The sequence below is a fragment of the Staphylococcus simulans genome (genome assembly GCF_025561465.1).
Lineage (GTDB): Bacteria > Bacillota > Bacilli > Staphylococcales > Staphylococcaceae > Staphylococcus > Staphylococcus simulans.
The window spans coordinates 1489775-1508615 of sequence record NZ_CP095100.1 but is presented as its reverse complement, the minus strand read 5'-3'; the positions used below and the strand labels follow the sequence as shown (position 1 = coordinate 1508615).

The window sequence follows — 18841 nt, the reverse complement described above, 5'->3', positions numbered from 1 at the left end:
CCATGGCAAAAGATTTAACAGCTGAGGAGATTATTCAATATATTAGTGATGCGAAAAAATCAACACCACTAAAAGTTTATATTAACGGAGCGTTCAAAAACGTAGAATTCCCTGAATCATTTAAAGTATTCGGCGGAGAAGATTCTAAAGTGATTTTCTGTGAAGCAGATGACTGGGATAAATTCTATGACGAATATCAAAACTACATTGAAGATGTAGAAATTGAAATGGATCGTCGCAACTCTGCGATTCCACTAAAAGATTTACGTCATACAAACGCGCGTATTGAACCAGGTTCATTCATTCGTGAACAAGCGATTATCGAAGATGGTGCAGTTGTGATGATGGGCGCAACAATCAACATCGGTGCGGTAGTCGGCGAAGGTACGATGATCGACATGGGTGCGACATTAGGTGGTCGTGCAACAACAGGTAAAAATGTACATGTCGGTGCAGGTGCTGTATTAGCAGGTGTTATCGAACCACCAAGTGCTTCCCCTGTTGTAATTGAAGATGATGTATTAATCGGTGCCAATGCAGTTATCTTAGAAGGCGTTCGTGTTGGTAAAGGCGCAATTGTTGCTGCAGGTGCAATTGTGACACAAGACGTTCCAGCCGGTACTGTAGTTGCAGGTACACCAGCGAAAGTAATCAAACAAACTTCTGAAGTTGAAGATTCTAAACGCGAAATCGTATCTGCTTTACGTAAATTAAATGACTAATCAAAAACCAGACGTTAACAACTATTAAATAAATCAAAAAAGGCGTATCGTGTGCGTTTTGCAGAGCCTCACATACGCCTTTTATACATATTATTAAGTAAGACAAAAGGAAGGATATTATGACACAAACTGAATTAGAATTTGTAACACAACATCGTCGCCATTTACATCAAAACCCAGAACTAAGTTTGGAAGAATACGAAACAACGAATCATATCATCGCTTTTTTAGAATCTATCGGCGTACCTTATGAACGTCCTTTAGAAACAGGTGTCGTTGCACACTTAAAAGGTAACGGTAATCATACAATTGCGTTTAGAGCCGATATTGATGCTTTACCGATTGATGAAGAAAATGACATCGACTTTAAAAGTTCAAAAGCAAATGTGATGCATGCGTGTGGACATGATGGCCATACAACTGCCCTACTCTTATTTGTCAGACGATGCAAAGCTTTATTTGACAAAGGCGAATTACCGCAAAATGTAGTGTTTATTTTTCAACCTGCTGAAGAAACAGGCGCAGGTGCTAACCGTTTGATCAAAGCTGGTGCATTTGATCATCATCCAATCGAAGCGGTTTTTGGTATCCATGTTATGCCGTTTAATGATGAAGGCACTGTAACAATTATGAATGAAGAAATTACTGCGAGCGCTACAGAATATCGCTTCTTCTTAAAAGGACAATCTAGCCACGTTGCGAATAAAGAACAAGGACGCTCATGTGGTGAAGGTTTAATCCATGTATTAAACCAAGTGAGTCAAATTCAACAATATCATTTGAATGGTTTACAAAGAAATATAGTTCATATTGGTCGTTTTAATGCTGGTGAAGCGATTAACACAGTCCCTAGTCAAGGTTACTTAGAAGGTACAATTCGTACGTATGACACAAACGATCTACAAGCAGTAAAAGACCAAATGTCTAAAATTGCACAAAGTGTACAATTATTATTTGGTGTTAATTGCGAAGTGAAGTTTGAAGAAGGTTACCCACCTACTTTTAATGACCCTACTTTACATGATGGTGTCGTTAAAGCTTTAAAAGATGCGGACTTTAATGTAGTAGAATTAGAAAAACCTTATTTATTCGGTGAAGATTTCAGTTTCTATAGCCAAATTGCGCCAAGTTACTTTGCTTTTGTCGGTATTCGTAATGAAGCAAATGACTGGGTACATGGTTTGCATACACCGAAACTTAACTTCGACGAAGCACAATTAATCCGTATTGCGGATTATTATGAAAATCTATTATTCCAATATGGCAAGGAGGTTTCTTCATGACAGCAATTTGGTCGGTAAACCGTCAACAATTTATAGATAATGCGAAAAAAGTACGTCATAACCAAAATTTAATGGCCGTTGTGAAGAACAATGCTTATAACTATGGGTTAGAATTTTCTGTAGAAGCCTTTTTAGAAGCTGGCATTGATACATTCAGCACAACTTCACTTGCTGAAGCTATTCGTGTCAGAAAAATTGCGCCAAATGCGACGATTTTTTTAATGAACGCTGTTTATGATTTTGATGCGGTAAGAGATAATCATATTCACATGACCCTGCCCTCTTTAACTTATTACTATCAATATAAAGAAGAGTTACAAGGTATCCATGTTCACTTAGAATTTGAGAACTTACTTCATCGTTCTGGGCTTAAAACCATACAAGAAATTAAAGAAGTACTTGAAGATCATGCGAATAACCAAAATGAAGATCAGATGATTATCAGTGGTTTATGGACACATTTTGGTTACGCAGATGAATTTGATGTTCCTGAATATGGTATTGAAAAACAAGCGTGGGTTGACGTTGTCGATGCATTACTTTCTGAGGGATATCATTTTGATTTAATTCATGCACAAAACAGTGCTTCATTTTATCGAGAAGAACAACAACTTTTACCGCATCACACGCATGCACGTGTCGGTATTGCTTTATATGGCTCAAGACCTTACAGCAGCTTATCAGAAGACGTTATCAGTCAATCACTTACTGTTAAAGGTAATGTGATTCAAGTCAAAGATGTAAATAAAGGTGACTATTGCGGCTATAGCTTTGCGTATGAAGTCGAACAAGATCATACAAAACTTGCGGTTGTTGATATGGGTTACGGTGACGGTATTTTAAGAACCAGAGCTAAACACGAAGCCATTATTAATGGTAAACGTTACCCTATCAAAGCTTTGATGATGAGTCATATGTTCGTTGCGGTTGATGAAACCGTTACTGCACAAGATGAAGTGATACTATATAATGAAGATATGCGTATTGATGAATATACGTTTAAAGGTGTCGGCGCGAACTCTGAACAATTAAGTGCGCTAAACCATGATTCTTTGATAAAGGAGATTCGATAAAATGGTTGTAGAATATAAAAATGGTAAATTAACAATGGGTGGCACAAGTTTAGAAATGATTGCTCAAAGCTTCGGTACCCCACTGATTGTTTATGATGAGGACCAAATCCGTAATCAAATGCGCAGATATAAAGAAGCATTTGAAGCTAGCGGCCTTGATTATAATATTTCATATGCTTCAAAAGCATTTACTTGCCTACAAATGGTTAAGCTTGTACAAGAAGAAGGATTAAGCTTAGATGTTGTATCTGAAGGTGAACTTTATACTGCTTTAGAAGCCGGTTACGACCCAGCAAACATCCACTTCCATGGTAATAACAAAACAAAACACGAAATTCGTTATGCATTAGAAAGTAAAATCGGTTATTTCGTGATTGATTCTTTAGATGAAATCGAATTAATTAATAGATATGCATCAGAAACAGCTGATGTTGTACTACGTGTAAATCCTGGTGTAGAAGCACATACCCATGAATTTATTCAAACGGGCCAAGAAGATAGTAAATTTGGTTTATCTATTCGCTATGGTTTAGCAGATCAAGCGATTGAAAAAATTCAAAATAGCGATAAATTAAACTTAAAAGGTATCCATTTCCATATTGGTTCTCAAATTGAAGGCACAGAAGCAATGATTGAAACAGCTAAAATTGTGATTAAATGGTTAAAAGATTTGAATTTAGAAGTGGATTTACTAAATATTGGTGGCGGCTTCGGTATCCGTTATGTTGAAGGTGATGTCAGCTTCCCTATCGAGTCAGGTATCAAAGAAATTACAGATGCTTTAAAAGATATTGCGAAAGAAGCAGATTATCCACTACCAACAATTGGTATTGAACCAGGACGTTCTATTGTGGGAGAATCTGGTGTAACGCTTTATGAAGTCGGTACAATTAAAGAAATTCCTGGTATTAACAAATATGTATCTATTGACGGTGGTATGAGTGATCACATCCGTACAGCATTATATGGTGCAAAGTATGATGCCTTATTAGTTAATCGTGATGAAGAAGCGGACGATACAGTCACTATCTCTGGTAAATTATGTGAGTCTGGCGATATTATTGCGCGAGATGTGAAATTACCTTCATCTGTTCATCGTGGCGATTACCTTGCGATATTATCAACAGGTGCATATCACTACTCTATGTCATCTAACTATAACCAAATGCAGAAACCTGCAGTCTTATTTGTGAAAGATGGTAAAGCAAGAGAAGTTATCAAACGTCAATCACTACGTCAATTAATTATTAATGATACAAAAGTAAAATAAATCATAAATGTAAAAAACGAACTGAGATGAGATCAGTTCGTTTTTTGTATTATACGAGATTTACTAAATTAACAGAAGAAAAATCACTCTTTTCCAAGAAACAACAATGTATCATTATCTTAATTTTCCCTTCCGTTTTATATTGGGGATAAAGCCAAAAAAGGAAAAAGACAAAGAAAAAAACACTTTACAAAGTGTAAAGTGTTTAATAATCAATAAAAGCCATCTATTAATTATAGTTTAACAACGTTTGCAGCTTGAGGACCGCGGTCGCCTTCAACTACTTCAAATTCTACTGATTGACCTTCTTCTAATGATTTGTAACCTTCTTGGTTAATTGCTGAGAAGTGTACGAATACATCGTTTTCTCCTTCAACTTCGATAAAACCGAATCCTTTTTCAGCGTTGAACCATTTAACTGTACCTTGTTTCATAATTTGTGAAACCTCCAAGACTAAAATTCAATATGCTTATTCGCATATTACAAAAAATACTTACGATAATTAGAGTATTGTAAAACCACAAAAGTAAATCTTGATATCTATATCATTCTAATCACTTTTCAACAGTCTTATGTATATGCTGCAGGTGGATTAATAACTGTTCATGACTCAATATAAATCTTACGATACCACCCTTAGTTGCAGATCACGCAAAAGCAATGTTATCGGTATGTTCTATATGTGTTTGAGCTAAATATTCTTTGCAATATGGAATAAAACTATTGCTTAAAACCCATTATAGTGCATTCCCCATATCATTGCAATACAAATAGTAAAAAATAATTAGTCAATAATTGGGAGGTCGTAATATACTTCGTTATTATATAATACGATAAAGCTATAAAATATTTGCATATCTTCATCGCAATCTTCACAAAACCCCATATCACAATTATTGTAGAATGCATAAATGTTGTACTTACCTTTTATGAAATTATCAAACTTCATTTTAGACAAACAAATCAGTTCTCTGTATTTTTTAAGCATATCCTCATATTGTTCAAATTGAAATTGTTCATAGATATTATCGCGCCAATCATCGAACAACCACCATCCCTCATAGTCAGCTCTGATTATATTGACTGTCCACACTTTAAAATCCCCTTTTTAGAAAATCATTTCTCTTTATATTCTTAACTATTGAAGAGATAATTTCAAGAAATGTGTTTGTATTTATAGATATTGGGTTGTGTAGTAAATATTAGTTTTTTGCCCTGAAAATTCGTATAATAAAACAAAGAGGTGATCTTATGCAACGTAGAAAAATTCAAGTATTTGGACAAGTACAAGGTGTCGGATTCCGTTATTTTACTGAACGCCTTGCACAAAAATATCATATTACAGGAACAGTACAAAATGTTGAGCAATATGTAGAAATATATGCCCAAGGTGAAGAACAAGAACTCGAACAATTCACACAAGCGATAATCGAGGGTGCTTCCCCTGCTTCCAATGTCACAGACTACAACATTGAACATCTAGATACAGATTCATCTTTAGAAAGATTTAGAACTATTTAAAAAGGAAGATGTAAATTGAGATATTATATTTCTCGAATTTATGGAACACTTGTAGGTGTTCCAGCTGCTATTGTCGCTTGGCTCACAAGTATTTATGCATTCGATATATTATTTGTATATGATTTAGGAATTGGTATTGCAGCATTCTTTGCTTTTTACCTTCCTACTCAATTTTTCACATCCAAAAAATATTTAAATGAAATAGGATTAACACGAAGAGACTTTAGATTTGTGCGTCACCATTTAAATAATGCGCAAACAAAAGTTAGAAAACTACTAAAATCCTTTATCAATGTGCGATCAATAAAAGATTTCAAGCAAGTTAACGAAATTCATAGGTTAGCACGAACGATATATTTTACGGTGAGACAGCAACCACAAAAGTTCTTTATTGTTGATAGCTTTTTCTATTCGCACTTAGACAATGCGTTGAACTTGATTGAAAGCTATACAAGATTGGCAAAAATGCCAGCAAAATCTAAAGAAGAAAAACAAAAGTTAGAACAAACACGTATTACCTTAGATGAAGTTAAAAGAACTTTAGTTGCTGATTTAAAGCGATTAAATGAAGAAGACTATACACGTCTTGATGTTGAAATGGAAATGAATAAAATAGAGCAACAACGTCACTTACAAAGAAAGGAGCATGATTAATGGCTAACGAAAATGAAATGCCGACACATCCAGAGTTACAGAGCCAGATTTCAAATGACCAGACACTCATGGAGGCTAATAAAGATTTCACGCCAGAACAACAAAAGAAAATTCAAGAGTTGGCAAATCAGATTGAACCGATGAATTATGACTCACTGATGAAATTCGGTTCTAATGCACAATCTAGTATGTCGACTTTCGCACATAAAATGCTGACTGAAGTAAAGTCTAAAGATACAGGCCCTATCGGAGATACATTAAATCAATTAATGGTAAAACTTAAAGAAGTACAACCCGATGACTTTAAACAAGAAAAAGATTCTTTCATAAAGAAAATTTTTAAACGCGCTAAAGCTTCTGCGAATGAAATTTTCTCAAGAATGCAATCAGTTGGCTCTCAAGTAGACCGTATTTCTGTTGAATTAAAAAATCATAAAGATGGATTGAACAGAGATATTCAATTATTAAACGGTCTATATGATCAAAATAAAGACTACTTTGAAGAACTTAATCTTTATATTGCAGCGGCACAAGAAAAGAAACAAGCAATCTTAGAACAAGAATTACCTGAGAAAAGACAAAAGGCATATGAATCAGGCAATCAAATGGATATTCAAGAAGTAGCTGATTTAGAACAATTTGCGGATCGTTTAGATAAACGTATCTACGATTTACAGTTATCTAGACAAATATCACTACAAACTGCACCACAAATTCGTATGATTCAAAATGTGAACCAAACACTTGCCGAAAAAATTCAAAGCTCAATTTTGACAAGTATTCCATTGTGGAAAAACCAAATGGCTATTGCGTTAACATTGATGCGTCAACGACAAGCAATGTCAGCCCAACGTGCAGTTACTGATACTACCAATGACCTGTTAACTGCGAACTCAGAGTTGTTAAAACAAAATGCAGTGGATACTGCTGTTGAAAATGAACGTGGAATTGTTGATATTGAAACATTAAAATCAACACACGAGAATATTATTGAAACAGTTGAACAAACATTGCAAATTCAAGCTGAAGGTCGTGAAAAACGTCAACAAGCTGAACAAGAATTGCAACATTTAGAAGCGGATATGAAAGACCGCTTATTAACAATGAAAGAAAATAAAGTACAATAACAAACAAAAACGATTATCTCCCCTACCGTTTTGGTGAAAGATAATCGTTTTTTCTTTTGTATGATTGAACAATATTAATTTTTGGGTAAGTATAACGAGATAAGTTCAAAGGAGTCTGGTAACTAATGACACGACACTTCAATAAAGGTGTTTTGTTTTATCATCAAGCTGCAGGTCAAGGCAACCTGTATAAATCTATTGGACAAGTAACAGAAAGCTTAGTTCAAATGTGTGATGATTTAACAATTAAATTAAGTAAAGAAGAAGGAGATATTAAAAAGTTTTGTGATACTGTAGCACAAAATGATGACCATTCATATGATATCTTCTTTATCTTAGGCGGCGATGGTACAGTTAATGAGTTAGTAAACGGCGTCGTAAAAAATGAGTTGAATATTCCTATCGGCATTATTCCAGGCGGAACGTTTAATGATTTTGCTAAAACATTAAATTTGGCTGCTAGACCTGTACAAGCAGCACAACAATTGCTTGAAGCTAAAGTGAAATCTTTTGATGTATTAGATATTAATGGTCATATTGCGTTAAACTTTGCCGGAATCGGTATGATGGTAGAAAATGCAGAAAATGTAGATTCAAACAGTAAGAAAGTTTTTGGTAAGTTAAGTTATATCTTTACTACTTTAAAAGTAATTGCTGATCCTGAAACCTATAAATATGAAGTTAAAGCAAATGGTGAAAGTTATTCAGGAGAAACATCCATGATTCTCATCGCAAATGGTAATTTTGTCGGTGGAAGCAGAATTCCTTTAGAAGACTTATCCCCTTGCGATGGTAAAATGAATATCTTCCTATTCAAAAATCATAATATGAGTTTAATTAAGGATTTCTTCCACGTGAAAGACAGTATGAATTGGAATGATATCACTGAGAATATCACATTAGTATCCACTGATGAAGCAACTTTAGAAACGACTCCAAATACTAAAATGGACATTGATGGAGAAATATTATTTGATACGCCTGCTGAAATTAAATTGTTAAAAGACAAAGTAAAACTATTGTATGTAGATATAGAAAACGAATAAGAATAGAAAACGGGAGTGTACGTATGGTTTGTACACTCCCGTTCTAGATTTATAGAATTATTCTTTTTCGTAAACGATTGGTTTTTGATTTTTTGCGCCTAAGCTGATTAAGTACCCGATAATTACAGCTACAATCGCAATTGGGAACCATTCTAGGCTGTTGCTAGCAAGTGGTAATTTGCTCCAAGCTCCAAAATGAATCCATTCTTTAGCAACCGCTACACTAATTAATGATGTAATTGTAATCACAATAATTGTAAATTGTTGGACGATTGGTTTCATTGGAACAAATCGTGCCATCAAAATTAATAATACAGTTGTAATTCCGATTGGATATAAAATCATCAATACTGGAATTGAAAGTTGAATAACTTGGTTTAAACCTAAGTTAGCAAGTACTAAACTGATACCAGTAAAGCCTAATACATAAGCTTTGTAAGAGATTTTAGGGAAAATACTATTGAAGTATTGACTTACTGATACTACAAGTCCACATGCTGTTGTTAAACAAGCAAGTGCAACGATGATACCTAATAAGTATTTACCAAATTCACCATAACCAGTTCCGGCAATTGTAGTCAGTAAGTATGTACCGACGTTTTGGTCATGTGCTGCTAAATCTTTTAATTTCTCTGGAGATACAACCATATGGTTACCGATATAACCTAGAGAAATATAAATGAACATTAAACCAGCTGCTGCAATTACACCTGCCATTGCTGTTTGTTTGAAGATTGTATCAGCATGTGTCACTCCTGTTGCTTTAACTGCATTTACTACAATCATAGAGAAAGCAATTGCGGCAATTGCATCCATTGTAAGGTAACCTTGTGTAAAACCTTGAGAGAAACCAGTTAATGTTGATGTATATGCTTCTGTACCATGGCTAGATGGATTACCACCGAAATCCATAAATCCTTTGATAATCATAGCAATGATTGTAATCAACAATGCTGGCGTTAATAATGAACCGATACGGTCTACCATTTTACCGGGACTCAAACAAAGATATAATACTACTGCGAAATAAATAACTGAGAAAATAAATAACGCAATTGGGCTGCTTGTATTAATGATCGGTGTAACAGTCATTTCAAATGATGTTGACGCTGTACGTGGAATTGCGAACAACGGTCCGATTGTTAAATAAATAGCCACTAGGAATACTACTGAGAAAATAGGTGATATTTTATTAAATGATCCGATATAACCTTGTTTATCTAAAGCACCTACTACCACACCTAATAACGGAAGCCCGATTCCCGTTAATACAAATGCGAGAATAGCTGGCCAGAAATAATGACCGCTATCTAGTCCTAAGTTTGGTGGGAAGATAAGGTTTCCGGCGCCAAAGAAGATGGCAAACAAGGTAAACCCGATAATCCATGTGTTTTTATTCATTTTGATGTGCTCCTTCTGTTACTATAAATCTTAAATATTGCTTTATTTTAGCATAATGCACTAGGAATTGCCATATAAACTTTCAGAAAATTTAAAAAGTATCACGCGAAATTTGTTACATAATCAGTGAAATATGTCATTTTACTAATTTTAAAACAAAATAATACGCATACAATCAACAAGATAATGTCTTATTGTGTTTTGTATGCGTATTGTATAAGGTCTTTAGACAGACTTCAATAATAGTTTTTTCAATAAAGGTGAAAGTTGACTCGGTAAGTTCTCAACACCTTCTACAAATAAAGCGTATTGTCCATAAATATTATGGATGGTACGTTCAATATCTTCGGTAATTTCTTCTTGACTTAAGAATACGTTAAATATCTCAACACCATATTTTCTAGCTTCTTCAACAGCTTCGTACGTGTCAATAATACCATCTTGATCGTAATTATATGCTGAAGGTTCACCATCAGAAAAGATGATTAAAAATTGTTGGTGATGCGGTCTGCTTAATAAGCGTTCACTTGCAATTCTGATTGCGACACCATCCCTATTATCATCTTGTGGCGTTAATTCCATTATTCTAGCGCTGTCTTTTGAACCGATAGAATAATTATAATTGATAATTTCATCAATAATATTAGGTTGCGATTTGTCATCAGCATCAAATGCATCCTCATTAAATGCTAAAACTTCATGTTTTACATTCAGTTTTTTCAAGGTTTCATGGAATAATACGACACCTTTGATTGTTTCTTCCATTTTATCAATCATACTTGCTGATGCATCAACAAGTAATGTGAATGTCGCATCGAAGGAACGACTTAAATCTTGTTTTTTATAGAACATTTTATATTGGTCATCAATAAACCAATTGATTAAGTCTCTTTGTAAACGTCCTTTAGTAAGGTTATGACGTTCATCAACTTGTTCACGTTCTATCGTTTTTTCAATGATTTGTGTTAAATCCTTGATTTCGTATTGTACTTCTCGTTCTACTTCGTGATATGCTGCACGATCCTCAGCTGTTATTTCCGGCACATTCCATTTAATTTCCACATTTTCATTGATACCTTTTAAGGCAAAAGGTTGTGATGAAGCACCTGTTTGGCCACCCGACTCATTATCTATGGTCTCATTTGATCCTTTACCCTTTTTAGTCATCATATCTGTCATATCATCAGAAGCATCACCTTCACGTGCGTTGTCATTATCACTGACAGCTTCACTGTTCTCGCCTTCATGGAGTTCCATTTCTAGGTAAGAACCACCTTGCGATTTAGAGTCTTGTGCTTTGGTGTCAGCTTCAGCTGTCTCGATGTCATCATCTTCATCTGTGTCATCTTTACCGTCAACATTTGCTGCATCCACACGTTTAAGGTCATCGAAAGTTTCAGCTTGGATTTCTTTATAAACTTTACGTGGAATGTAATAATACTCATTTAGCATGTCTTCATCTAATAAGTCATCAAGCTGATACATAATACGTTCAGCTAAGAACTTATTGTCTTCTGATGTGTAGTTCATAAAGAAATTAGGCAGATACATATACATACTTTGTAAGATTGGATCTAAATCAGGTCTAATACTAGGCACTTCATAAAAGTCTTCAGTTAATAGTGATTTCTCTAAATATAAGAAGATTAAATCAGTATAAGTTGTTTTTGTGCGATAAACACTGATTTGTGACTCAGTATAGTTAAGACGAATTTGTTTGCGCAAAGCGATTGCATCTTTCATACTTGGGCGAATTTTAACAATCGCATTTAGCACACGCATATCTTCTAATAATTTGAAGACTTGTTTAAAGAAGCTTGGATGTTTAAATTCTTGATTATCTAGTACTTCATTCACAATAAATTCATCCATTAATCGATAACCATAGGTCGCAAGTAAAACATCTGTCTTTAGTCCAGTAATTTCAATATGACTTGGACGGTGTGTCCAGAAGACACTAGCGATTAATTCATTATCAATCGGATCATAATAAGGGAATTTTTGAATTTTGACATGCGTTTGATTATTTTCCAAAAGTAAACGTGCAAGGTCTTGCAACATCATCACTTTTTTAGCGTCTAAGATTTCATCATTAAACTTGATAAATCGATTGGTCATAAAAATCCCTCACTAAAAGTTCAATTCTATTGCATTAATAATCGCTTGTTGTTCACGTTCATCTTCTAACTTGTCAATAATCGCACGTTGGATTGCACGTTCAATCGGCATGACTGTTGCTAAATCACTCATATCAATCAATGCACGAATACTTGCAGCTTCTTCAGAAATTTGCCCTTGTTTTGTCATAGTACGTAAGTCTTCATTAAATGCGACAATTTTTGAAATAAGTGCATCATCGTCTAAGCGGCTTTGTTCTTTAATAACTGTTTTTAATGTTTCGCCATCAATATAGTCGACGTGAATAACAACGAAACGGTTTTTTAATGCTTCGTTCATCGGTAATGTACCTACATAACCTTCGTTAATTGCTGCAATGACATTAAAACCAGGTTTTGCTTTAATAATTTCACCAGTAAACGGATTTGTAAGACTGCGACGATAGTCTAGCACACCGTTTAAGATAGGAAGTGTTTCAGGTTTCGCCATATTGATTTCATCAATGTATAGAATGTGTCCTTCTTTCATCGCTTGGATAACAGGCCCATCAATAAAGACAATTTCTTGATTGCCATCTGGACTTGTTTGGATAGTTTTGAAACCTAGTAAACTTTCAGCGTCTAAATCAACAGAACAATTGACTTGATGCATTGGAATATTAATATCTTCACTTAATGATTCTGCGAGTTTCGTTTTACCTGACCCTGTTGGTCCTTTTAATAAAATGTTTTTATTTAAGCGCATCATTGCATATGCGTCACCAAATACTGTTTTATCGGCATTAATATACTGATGTTGTGCCATTTAAAATTTCTCCTTTTCATACATCAAAAAATAGACCGAGGCACATCATTGTGCCCAAGTCCCTAATCGAATATTTAATTCAAATTGCTTATTAAACTTCTTTAAAATACTCTTTATAATAACCGCCAACTTTACCTGAGTTATCAATGATTTGATAATATTCTTCAGTTTCGTTAACGACATCGTATTGTTTTCCAATAGTCAACATATCAGATACTGTAAATTTTTTAGCGTCTGTATGCAGTACTTCTACCTTTTTAATTGGTTGTTTGTCTTTCCATTCTTCGTGTAACATATGTTCACAATCCTTTCTGTGCAGGTTATGCTTTTTCTAAAGTTAAGATGAATGACAATCCACTATTTTCTGTAATACGAACTGATTCTGAATCTTGTTGTTCAAGTGTTTGATATGGAATGCCAATTGTTTCTAGCTGTTGGACCGCATTGCGATATTCTTGTTTAGATTGCGTACTAAATTCGATTTGTTCGACCGAACCATATTCTGGTAAATTGATTGATTCTGTAGCTTGGAAGATGTGTAATTCTCCACCTAAGCCGCCTTCTCCAATTCGAAATACTTGTACTTTAAAGTCATCATCTGTAGTCGGTGTGTATTCAGCAAAATGATCAAGGCCGAATACTTTAGATAAAATCGATGAAGTCAGCAACATTTCGTTAACTTGAACAATCACTGGTCCAAGTCCTTGGATTTGGTGAAGCGGATTCACCGTACCTTCATCGGTAGGCATACCTAATGGTACACCACTATTATTTTCATTAGAATAGATATCAAAGAATTGTCCGTTACCGTCTTTAAATTCAAAATGTTTATTATTATTCATTTCAGTAACGTCACCATATTTGATTTCATTTTGGTCTAAAATTGATTGATACTCTTCTAATCCTAAATCTGATGGTGTTCTTAAACCGACACTTAAGACATGATTATTTTCTGTCGAATAGTTTGGTACTTCAATAAAGTGTATTCTTGTACCCGGACTTAAAAATGCATCACCAAAACGTACTGCATTTTTTGAACCTTGTCTTTCATAATTCAATCCTAAAATATCATGAAATAAATAAATTGATTGTTCTAGATTTCGAGTACCTATTGTGACACTTCGTAAACCTGCCATTTTACCCACACCTTCTTTTGTGATTTCTCATTCATTATAACTTAAATGAAGTGGTTTTTGTATGATGAAGTGTTCAATGAATGAATTCAGTCAAAATAAGGTATAGTAATAGTATATAGGATTAGAAAAGGCATGTTTGATCTGAAAATTTGGATCAAAGGAGATGATTAATAATGCTTACTTTCTGGATATTATTCGCTTTAACGATACTTGTAGCAGCGTACTCCGGTATTAACTATTTCACAGGTCGAATTAAAGAAAATGCGAAGTTTAAAAAGCAACATTTCGGAGTTTTATGTATCGTATTTGTCATCCTTGCGATTATAGAACTTGTCGTTTTCAATATGTTATAGAATTAAAAGCAGCGATGATTGATTTAACTCATTAAAATCAATCACGCTGCTTATTTTTGTTTCTAAATTCAAAAATCAACATAAAAATACGACGGCAAAACTGCCGTCGTATCAAGGTCTGTAATATGATTTACTTTATAGATTAAGATTCTAATAATAAATCTTCAGGGCTTTCGATAAGCTCTTTGATTGTTTTCAAGAATCCTACTGCCTCTTTACCATCAATAATTCTGTGGTCGTAGCTTAAAGCAAGGTACATCATAGGACGGTTCTCAATTGTATCTTTATCAATCGCGATTGGACGCGTGATGATTGAGTGCATACCTAAAATAGCTGCTTGGCTTCCGTTAATGATTGGTGTAGACATCATTGAACCGAAGATACCACCGTTTGTGATAGTGAATGAACCGTTCATTAAATCACCAAGTGATAATTTGTTGTCGCGTGCTTTAACTGCTAAGTCTGCGATTGAACTTTCGATTTCTGCGAAGTTTTTCTTATCACAGTCACGTACGAATGGCACGATTAAACCATTATCTGTAGATACCGCAATACCGATATCATAGAATTGTTTAGTAATCATGTCTTGTCCATCAATTTCAGCATTCACTGCAGGGTATTTTTTCAATGCTGCAACGGCTGCTTTTGTGAAGAATGACATGAAACCTAATTTTGTTCCGTCATGATCTTTGATAAATTGTTCTTTTTTACGTTTACGTAAGTTCATCACATTTGTCATGTCAACTTCGTTGAATGTAGTCAGCATTGCTGTGTTATTAGATACTTCTAATAATTTCTTAGCTGCTGTTTGTTTACGACGAGACATTTTTTCGCGAATCACTGGTTTGTTTGGTGTGCTGCTTTGTGGTTTAGCTGGTGCTTCTGATTTCGCTGGCTCAGCTTGTTTTTGGTTACCTTGTTGTTGACGATCAATGTCATCTTTACGTACAACATCGTTACCTTTAGAAGCAACTTCTGCTAAGTCGATACCTTTTTCACGCGCATATTTACGTGCAGATGGTGTTGCATTGACGCGTTGGTCACTAGAAGCACTTTCTTTTTCTTCTGATTTGTCAGCTTCTGCTGGTTCAGATTTTGATTCTGATTTGTCTTCAGATTTTGGTGCTTCTTCTTTTTTGTCATCAGATGAAGCTGAAGATGATGAACTGCCGCTGCCTTCCCCTACAGTTGCGATTGCTTGTCCTACTTCAACAGTATCACCAGGTTCTGCTAAGTGTTCTTGTAAAACACCTGCTTCTTCAGATACAACTTCAACGTTGACTTTATCTGTTTCTAATTCGACAACAGCTTCACCTTTGTCTACTGAATCACCTGGATTCTTCAACCATTCAGCTATTGTACCTTCTGTAATAGATTCTGCTAACTCTGGAACTACGATCTCAGACATACTAATTTCCCCCTAATTTTTGTTAAGACTCTCTTCGATAATAGATTTTTGAACGAGTTTATGATTTTCTCCGTCACCTTCAGCTGGCGCAGAACGTTTAATACGACCGCTATATTGCAATTCGTATTGATCGCTAGCGATATCACTTAAGTAAGGATATACGAACAACCAAGCACCTTGGTTTTGCGGTTCTTCTTGAACCCATGCAATTGTTTCAAGGTTTGGTAACTGATCAATAACTGCTTTGATTTCGTCAGCTGGGAATGGATATAAGCGTTCTACCGCAATCAATAAAATCGATTCATCCGGTTCTTTTTGCAGACGTTCCTTCAAATCAATAAACATTTTACCTGAAGCTAAAATCACTTTTTTGACTTTGCTTGCTTCATGCTCTTCTGGCAAGATAGGTTCGAAATGGCCTTGTGTAAATTTATCGATTGTGTCAGCTACAGTTTTATTTCTTAATAAACTTTTCGGTGACATGACAACTAGTGGACGCATTGCATCAGTATCCAAGCTTGCTGCTTGTGCACGTAATAAGTGGAAATAGTTACTTGAGCTAGATAAATTTACGACAGTCGCGTTATTCTCAGCTGAGAGTTGTAAGAAACGCTCTAATCTTGCTGATGAGTGCTCTGGACCTTGTCCTTCATATGAATGTGGTAAGAACAATGTTAGACCTGAGCGTTCGCCCCACTTCGCATAACTGCTGAATAAGAAGTTATCGAACATCATTTGTGCCATATTCGCAAAGTCGCCGTATTGAGCTTCCCAGATATTCATAGTACCCTTGTTTTCAACATTGTAACCGTATTCGAAGCCTACAACAGCTGCTTCAGATAGCGGTGAGTTATGAACATCGAATGATGCACGTTGATTTGGTACATGTTGTAAAGGCACATATTCTTCGCCAGTATCAGGGTTATGCAATACCGCATGTCTGTGACTGAAAGTACCACGTTCACTGTCTTGACCTGTTAAACGAATTGGTGTGCCATCTTGCATGATTGTCGCAAATGCAAGTTGTTCAGCTTGTGCCCAATCTACTAAACCATCTTCTTTTTCAAATGGTTCTCTACGTTTTTCTAAAACTTTGTTCAGTTTTTTCAAGACTTCAAAACCTGTTGGATATGTTAATAATGCATCATTGATTGATTTCAATTCTTCGAAATCAAATTGACGATCATCAGGTTGAAGCGGTAAGTCAACATTGTCCGGTTTAGACATATCTTGTGTTGTTGTTTTATCATTTTTATCGATTTTATCATGTGCTGCACGTAGTTCTTTTTGAACATCATCTAAGATGTCATTCTTTTCATCCTCAGAGATAATGCCTTCTTCAACCAATTGGTCACCATAAATGTGATCTACAGTTGGATGCTTACGGATGGCATGATAAGGAATTGGGTTTGTAATAGATGGTTCATCCATTTCGTTATGACCATAACGACGGTAACCGACTAAATCGATAACAACATCTTTGTTGAACTCTTTTCTGAAGTCCATTGCAATATCAATTGCTTCAATTGTTGCTTCAACATTGTCTGCATTAACATGCATAATCGGTACATCATAACCTTTAGCAACATCAGTAGAATATGTTGTTGAGCGACCATCTTGTGGCTCTGTAGTGAAACCGATTCTGTTGTTAGTAATCAGATGCAATGAACCGCCTGTTGAATACCCCTCTAAGTTGCCTAAGTTCATTGTTTCAAAGTTGATACCTTGTCCTGGATAAGCAGCATCACCATGAATTAAAATCGGCATAGATTTGCTGAAATCTGTTTGTACTTTGCCGCTTTGATGACGGTCATCTTGTACAGAACGTGTTTTACCTAATACAACCGGTGACACGATTTCTAAGTGACTTGGGTTGTTTGCTAATGAAATGCGTTGTTCTATACCATAAGTGTCTGTTGTTTTCGTACCGCCTAAGTGATATTTAACGTCACTTGTCCATGCTGAACCTGAAGTTAATTCTAGACTGCCGTCTTGTGGTAGGAACTTCATTGGATCAGTATGCATGAATTCAGAAATCATCATTTCATAAGGTTTTTCTAACACATGTGTTAAAACGTTGAGGCGTCCACGGTGTGCCATACCTATTTGAATATTTTGAATTTCTTCTTTAGCTGCACGACTTAAGATTTGTTGCAGCATTGGCACAAGGGTATCTACACCTTCAATAGAGAATCGCTTTGCCCCTACAAAGTTTTTATGAAGATATTTTTCGAAACCTTCAACATGTGCTAATGTCTTGAATAATTCTAGCTTTTGGCTTTTATTTAAGTTTGCTTTATATGGCGTTTCAATACGTCGCTTGAGCCAAGCGCGTTCTTTATTGTTGTTAATGTGTGTGTATTCAAAAGCAATCGGCCCTTTATAACGCTTTTCCATGCGTTGGATTGCTTCGTAGGCATTGTCATAAATATCAGAAAAATGATCTGACACAATGCCTGAAGAAATTTGCTCTAAATCTTCTTTTGTTAAATTGAAATCTTCAAGTGTCAATCTAGGAACATTTTTACGTTCTGGTCGATTGACTGGATAAATATCTGCCTGCAGATGCCCATATTGTCTGATGTTATCGATTAAACGCATAACTTGTTTAATTGTCATATCATCAGAACTTGATGAAGGTGCTGCAGCCACCTCTCTGTTGTCATTGTTAATTGTACTAAATAGAATTTGTAAATCTTCAGAGACAGAAGTTGGATCTTGTAGATATTGATCGTATAAATCAATAATTACCCCTAAGTTAGCTCCGAAATTTACAGGTGCTTCACTAACCTGTGTATATTTCGTCATATTACTCCCTCCACAATATATTGAAACGCTTACAAATAAATAATATCATTAAATGTTCACAAATTAAAGGGAGAATGACGATTTGATGGCATGAAAAAGAGCCGATATGACGGCTC

18 protein-coding genes are annotated in these 18841 nt (G+C 35.2%); 9 read left to right on the top strand and 9 right to left on the bottom strand.

Annotated elements, in window-relative coordinates; genetic code table 11:
* The first annotated feature begins 2 nt into the window (after nt 1–2).
* From dapD to lysA, 4 genes are all read left to right on the top strand, one after another.
* Nucleotides 3–722: a 2,3,4,5-tetrahydropyridine-2,6-dicarboxylate N-acetyltransferase gene (gene dapD, locus MUA87_RS07100; protein WP_002480910.1), complete on the top strand. Its 720-nt coding sequence runs from the start codon at nt 3–5 to the stop codon at nt 720–722.
* A gap of 119 nt (nt 723–841) precedes the next feature.
* Entirely contained in the window at nt 842–2005 is a 1164-nt protein-coding gene (locus tag MUA87_RS07095) for a M20 metallopeptidase family protein (RefSeq protein ID WP_103363804.1), read from the top strand.
* On the top strand, nt 2002–3078 hold the full coding sequence (locus MUA87_RS07090; RefSeq protein WP_262550370.1) for an alanine racemase: 1077 nt from the start codon (nt 2002–2004) through the stop codon (nt 3076–3078). The genes MUA87_RS07095 and MUA87_RS07090 overlap by 4 nt, the downstream gene beginning before the upstream one ends.
* Before the next feature lies 1 nt (nt 3079).
* Entirely contained in the window at nt 3080–4348 is a 1269-nt protein-coding gene (gene lysA, locus MUA87_RS07085; RefSeq protein ID WP_156666571.1) for a diaminopimelate decarboxylase, read from the top strand.
* A gap of 233 nt (nt 4349–4581) precedes the next feature.
* On the opposite strand, the gene cspA is transcribed toward lysA, so the two are convergent.
* Together cspA and msaA are read right to left on the bottom strand one after the other, a co-directional pair.
* Nucleotides 4582–4782, bottom strand: coding sequence for a cold shock protein CspA (cspA, locus tag MUA87_RS07080; RefSeq protein WP_001831260.1), 201 nt, complete (start codon nt 4780–4782; stop codon nt 4582–4584).
* A gap of 351 nt (nt 4783–5133) precedes the next feature.
* Nucleotides 5134–5442 (bottom strand): regulatory protein MsaA, encoded by a 309-nt coding sequence (gene msaA, locus MUA87_RS07075; RefSeq protein ID WP_023015218.1) that lies wholly within the window; start codon nt 5440–5442, stop codon nt 5134–5136.
* 158 nt (nt 5443–5600) lie between these two features.
* Here msaA and MUA87_RS07070 point away from each other — a divergent pair, with 158 nt between their 5' ends.
* The 4 genes from MUA87_RS07070 (at nt 5601) to MUA87_RS07055 (ending at nt 8697) form a co-directional block, all read left to right on the top strand.
* Nucleotides 5601–5870 (top strand): acylphosphatase, encoded by a 270-nt coding sequence (locus tag MUA87_RS07070; RefSeq protein WP_002480918.1) that lies wholly within the window; start codon nt 5601–5603, stop codon nt 5868–5870.
* 15 nt (nt 5871–5885) lie between these two features.
* Nucleotides 5886–6524: a 5-bromo-4-chloroindolyl phosphate hydrolysis family protein gene (locus MUA87_RS07065; RefSeq protein ID WP_002480919.1), complete on the top strand. Its 639-nt coding sequence runs from the start codon at nt 5886–5888 to the stop codon at nt 6522–6524.
* On the top strand, nt 6524–7651 hold the full coding sequence (locus MUA87_RS07060) for a toxic anion resistance protein (protein WP_156666573.1): 1128 nt from the start codon (nt 6524–6526) through the stop codon (nt 7649–7651). The genes MUA87_RS07065 and MUA87_RS07060 overlap by 1 nt, the downstream gene beginning before the upstream one ends.
* Before the next feature lie 125 nt (nt 7652–7776).
* Nucleotides 7777–8697: a diacylglycerol/lipid kinase family protein gene (locus MUA87_RS07055; RefSeq protein WP_262550369.1), complete on the top strand. Its 921-nt coding sequence runs from the start codon at nt 7777–7779 to the stop codon at nt 8695–8697.
* Nucleotides 8698–8754: 57 nt separating this feature from the next.
* Here MUA87_RS07055 and brnQ3 read toward each other — a convergent pair whose 3' ends face one another.
* From brnQ3 to MUA87_RS07030, 5 genes are all read right to left on the bottom strand, one after another.
* Nucleotides 8755–10098: a branched-chain amino acid-like transporter carrier protein BrnQ3 gene (gene brnQ3, locus MUA87_RS07050; RefSeq protein WP_070463438.1), complete on the bottom strand. Its 1344-nt coding sequence runs from the start codon at nt 10096–10098 to the stop codon at nt 8755–8757.
* A 225-nt stretch (nt 10099–10323) separates the two neighbouring features.
* Nucleotides 10324–12216: a vWA domain-containing protein gene (locus tag MUA87_RS07045; RefSeq protein WP_262550366.1), complete on the bottom strand. Its 1893-nt coding sequence runs from the start codon at nt 12214–12216 to the stop codon at nt 10324–10326.
* A gap of 12 nt (nt 12217–12228) precedes the next feature.
* Nucleotides 12229–13020, bottom strand: a complete 792-nt coding sequence (locus tag MUA87_RS07040; RefSeq protein WP_002480924.1) for an ATP-binding protein — start codon at nt 13018–13020, stop codon at nt 12229–12231.
* Between the two features lie 91 nt (nt 13021–13111).
* Nucleotides 13112–13315: a DUF6501 family protein gene (locus MUA87_RS07035; protein ID WP_002480925.1), complete on the bottom strand. Its 204-nt coding sequence runs from the start codon at nt 13313–13315 to the stop codon at nt 13112–13114.
* Nucleotides 13316–13340: 25 nt separating this feature from the next.
* Nucleotides 13341–14156 (bottom strand): VOC family protein, encoded by an 816-nt coding sequence (locus tag MUA87_RS07030; RefSeq protein WP_105978039.1) that lies wholly within the window; start codon nt 14154–14156, stop codon nt 13341–13343.
* 173 nt (nt 14157–14329) lie between these two features.
* On the opposite strand from MUA87_RS07030, the gene MUA87_RS07025 reads away from it, so the two are divergent.
* The gene (locus MUA87_RS07025) at nt 14330–14509 is read left to right on the top strand and encodes a hypothetical protein (protein ID WP_002480927.1); all 180 of its coding nucleotides are present in this window, start codon (nt 14330–14332) and stop codon (nt 14507–14509) included.
* A gap of 142 nt (nt 14510–14651) precedes the next feature.
* On the opposite strand, the gene sucB is transcribed toward MUA87_RS07025, so the two are convergent.
* Nucleotides 14652–15917 carry a dihydrolipoyllysine-residue succinyltransferase gene (gene sucB, locus MUA87_RS07020; RefSeq protein ID WP_023015213.1) on the bottom strand — a complete coding sequence of 422 codons (1266 nt, stop codon included), beginning with the start codon at nt 15915–15917 and terminating at the stop codon, nt 14652–14654.
* 12 nt (nt 15918–15929) lie between these two features.
* The gene (locus MUA87_RS07015) at nt 15930–18725 is read right to left on the bottom strand and encodes a 2-oxoglutarate dehydrogenase E1 component (RefSeq protein WP_057510512.1); all 2796 of its coding nucleotides are present in this window, start codon (nt 18723–18725) and stop codon (nt 15930–15932) included.
* Nucleotides 18726–18841 lie beyond the last annotated feature (116 nt).

What these genes read in the sequence shown, in the direction of transcription:
- MUA87_RS07025 (WP_002480927.1), top strand. Translation starts at nt 14,330, where the DNA reads ATGCTTACTTTCTGGATATTATTCGCTTTAACGATACTTGTAGCAGCG.
- sucB (WP_023015213.1), bottom strand. Translation starts at nt 15,917, where the DNA reads ATGTCTGAGATCGTAGTTCCAGAGTTAGCAGAATCTATTACAGAAGGT.
- MUA87_RS07090 (WP_262550370.1), top strand. Translation starts at nt 2,002, where the DNA reads ATGACAGCAATTTGGTCGGTAAACCGTCAACAATTTATAGATAATGCG.
- MUA87_RS07040 (WP_002480924.1), bottom strand. Translation starts at nt 13,020, where the DNA reads ATGGCACAACATCAGTATATTAATGCCGATAAAACAGTATTTGGTGAC.
- MUA87_RS07060 (WP_156666573.1), top strand. Translation starts at nt 6,524, where the DNA reads ATGGCTAACGAAAATGAAATGCCGACACATCCAGAGTTACAGAGCCAG.
- MUA87_RS07045 (WP_262550366.1), bottom strand. Translation starts at nt 12,216, where the DNA reads ATGACCAATCGATTTATCAAGTTTAATGATGAAATCTTAGACGCTAAA.
- MUA87_RS07015 (WP_057510512.1), bottom strand. Translation starts at nt 18,725, where the DNA reads ATGACGAAATATACACAGGTTAGTGAAGCACCTGTAAATTTCGGAGCT.
- dapD (WP_002480910.1), top strand. Translation starts at nt 3, where the DNA reads ATGGCAAAAGATTTAACAGCTGAGGAGATTATTCAATATATTAGTGAT.
- MUA87_RS07070 (WP_002480918.1), top strand. Translation starts at nt 5,601, where the DNA reads ATGCAACGTAGAAAAATTCAAGTATTTGGACAAGTACAAGGTGTCGGA.
- MUA87_RS07055 (WP_262550369.1), top strand. Translation starts at nt 7,777, where the DNA reads ATGACACGACACTTCAATAAAGGTGTTTTGTTTTATCATCAAGCTGCA.
- brnQ3 (WP_070463438.1), bottom strand. Translation starts at nt 10,098, where the DNA reads ATGAATAAAAACACATGGATTATCGGGTTTACCTTGTTTGCCATCTTC.
- MUA87_RS07030 (WP_105978039.1), bottom strand. Translation starts at nt 14,156, where the DNA reads ATGGCAGGTTTACGAAGTGTCACAATAGGTACTCGAAATCTAGAACAA.
- cspA (WP_001831260.1), bottom strand. Translation starts at nt 4,782, where the DNA reads ATGAAACAAGGTACAGTTAAATGGTTCAACGCTGAAAAAGGATTCGGT.
- MUA87_RS07035 (WP_002480925.1), bottom strand. Translation starts at nt 13,315, where the DNA reads ATGTTACACGAAGAATGGAAAGACAAACAACCAATTAAAAAGGTAGAA.
- lysA (WP_156666571.1), top strand. Translation starts at nt 3,080, where the DNA reads ATGGTTGTAGAATATAAAAATGGTAAATTAACAATGGGTGGCACAAGT.
- MUA87_RS07095 (WP_103363804.1), top strand. Translation starts at nt 842, where the DNA reads ATGACACAAACTGAATTAGAATTTGTAACACAACATCGTCGCCATTTA.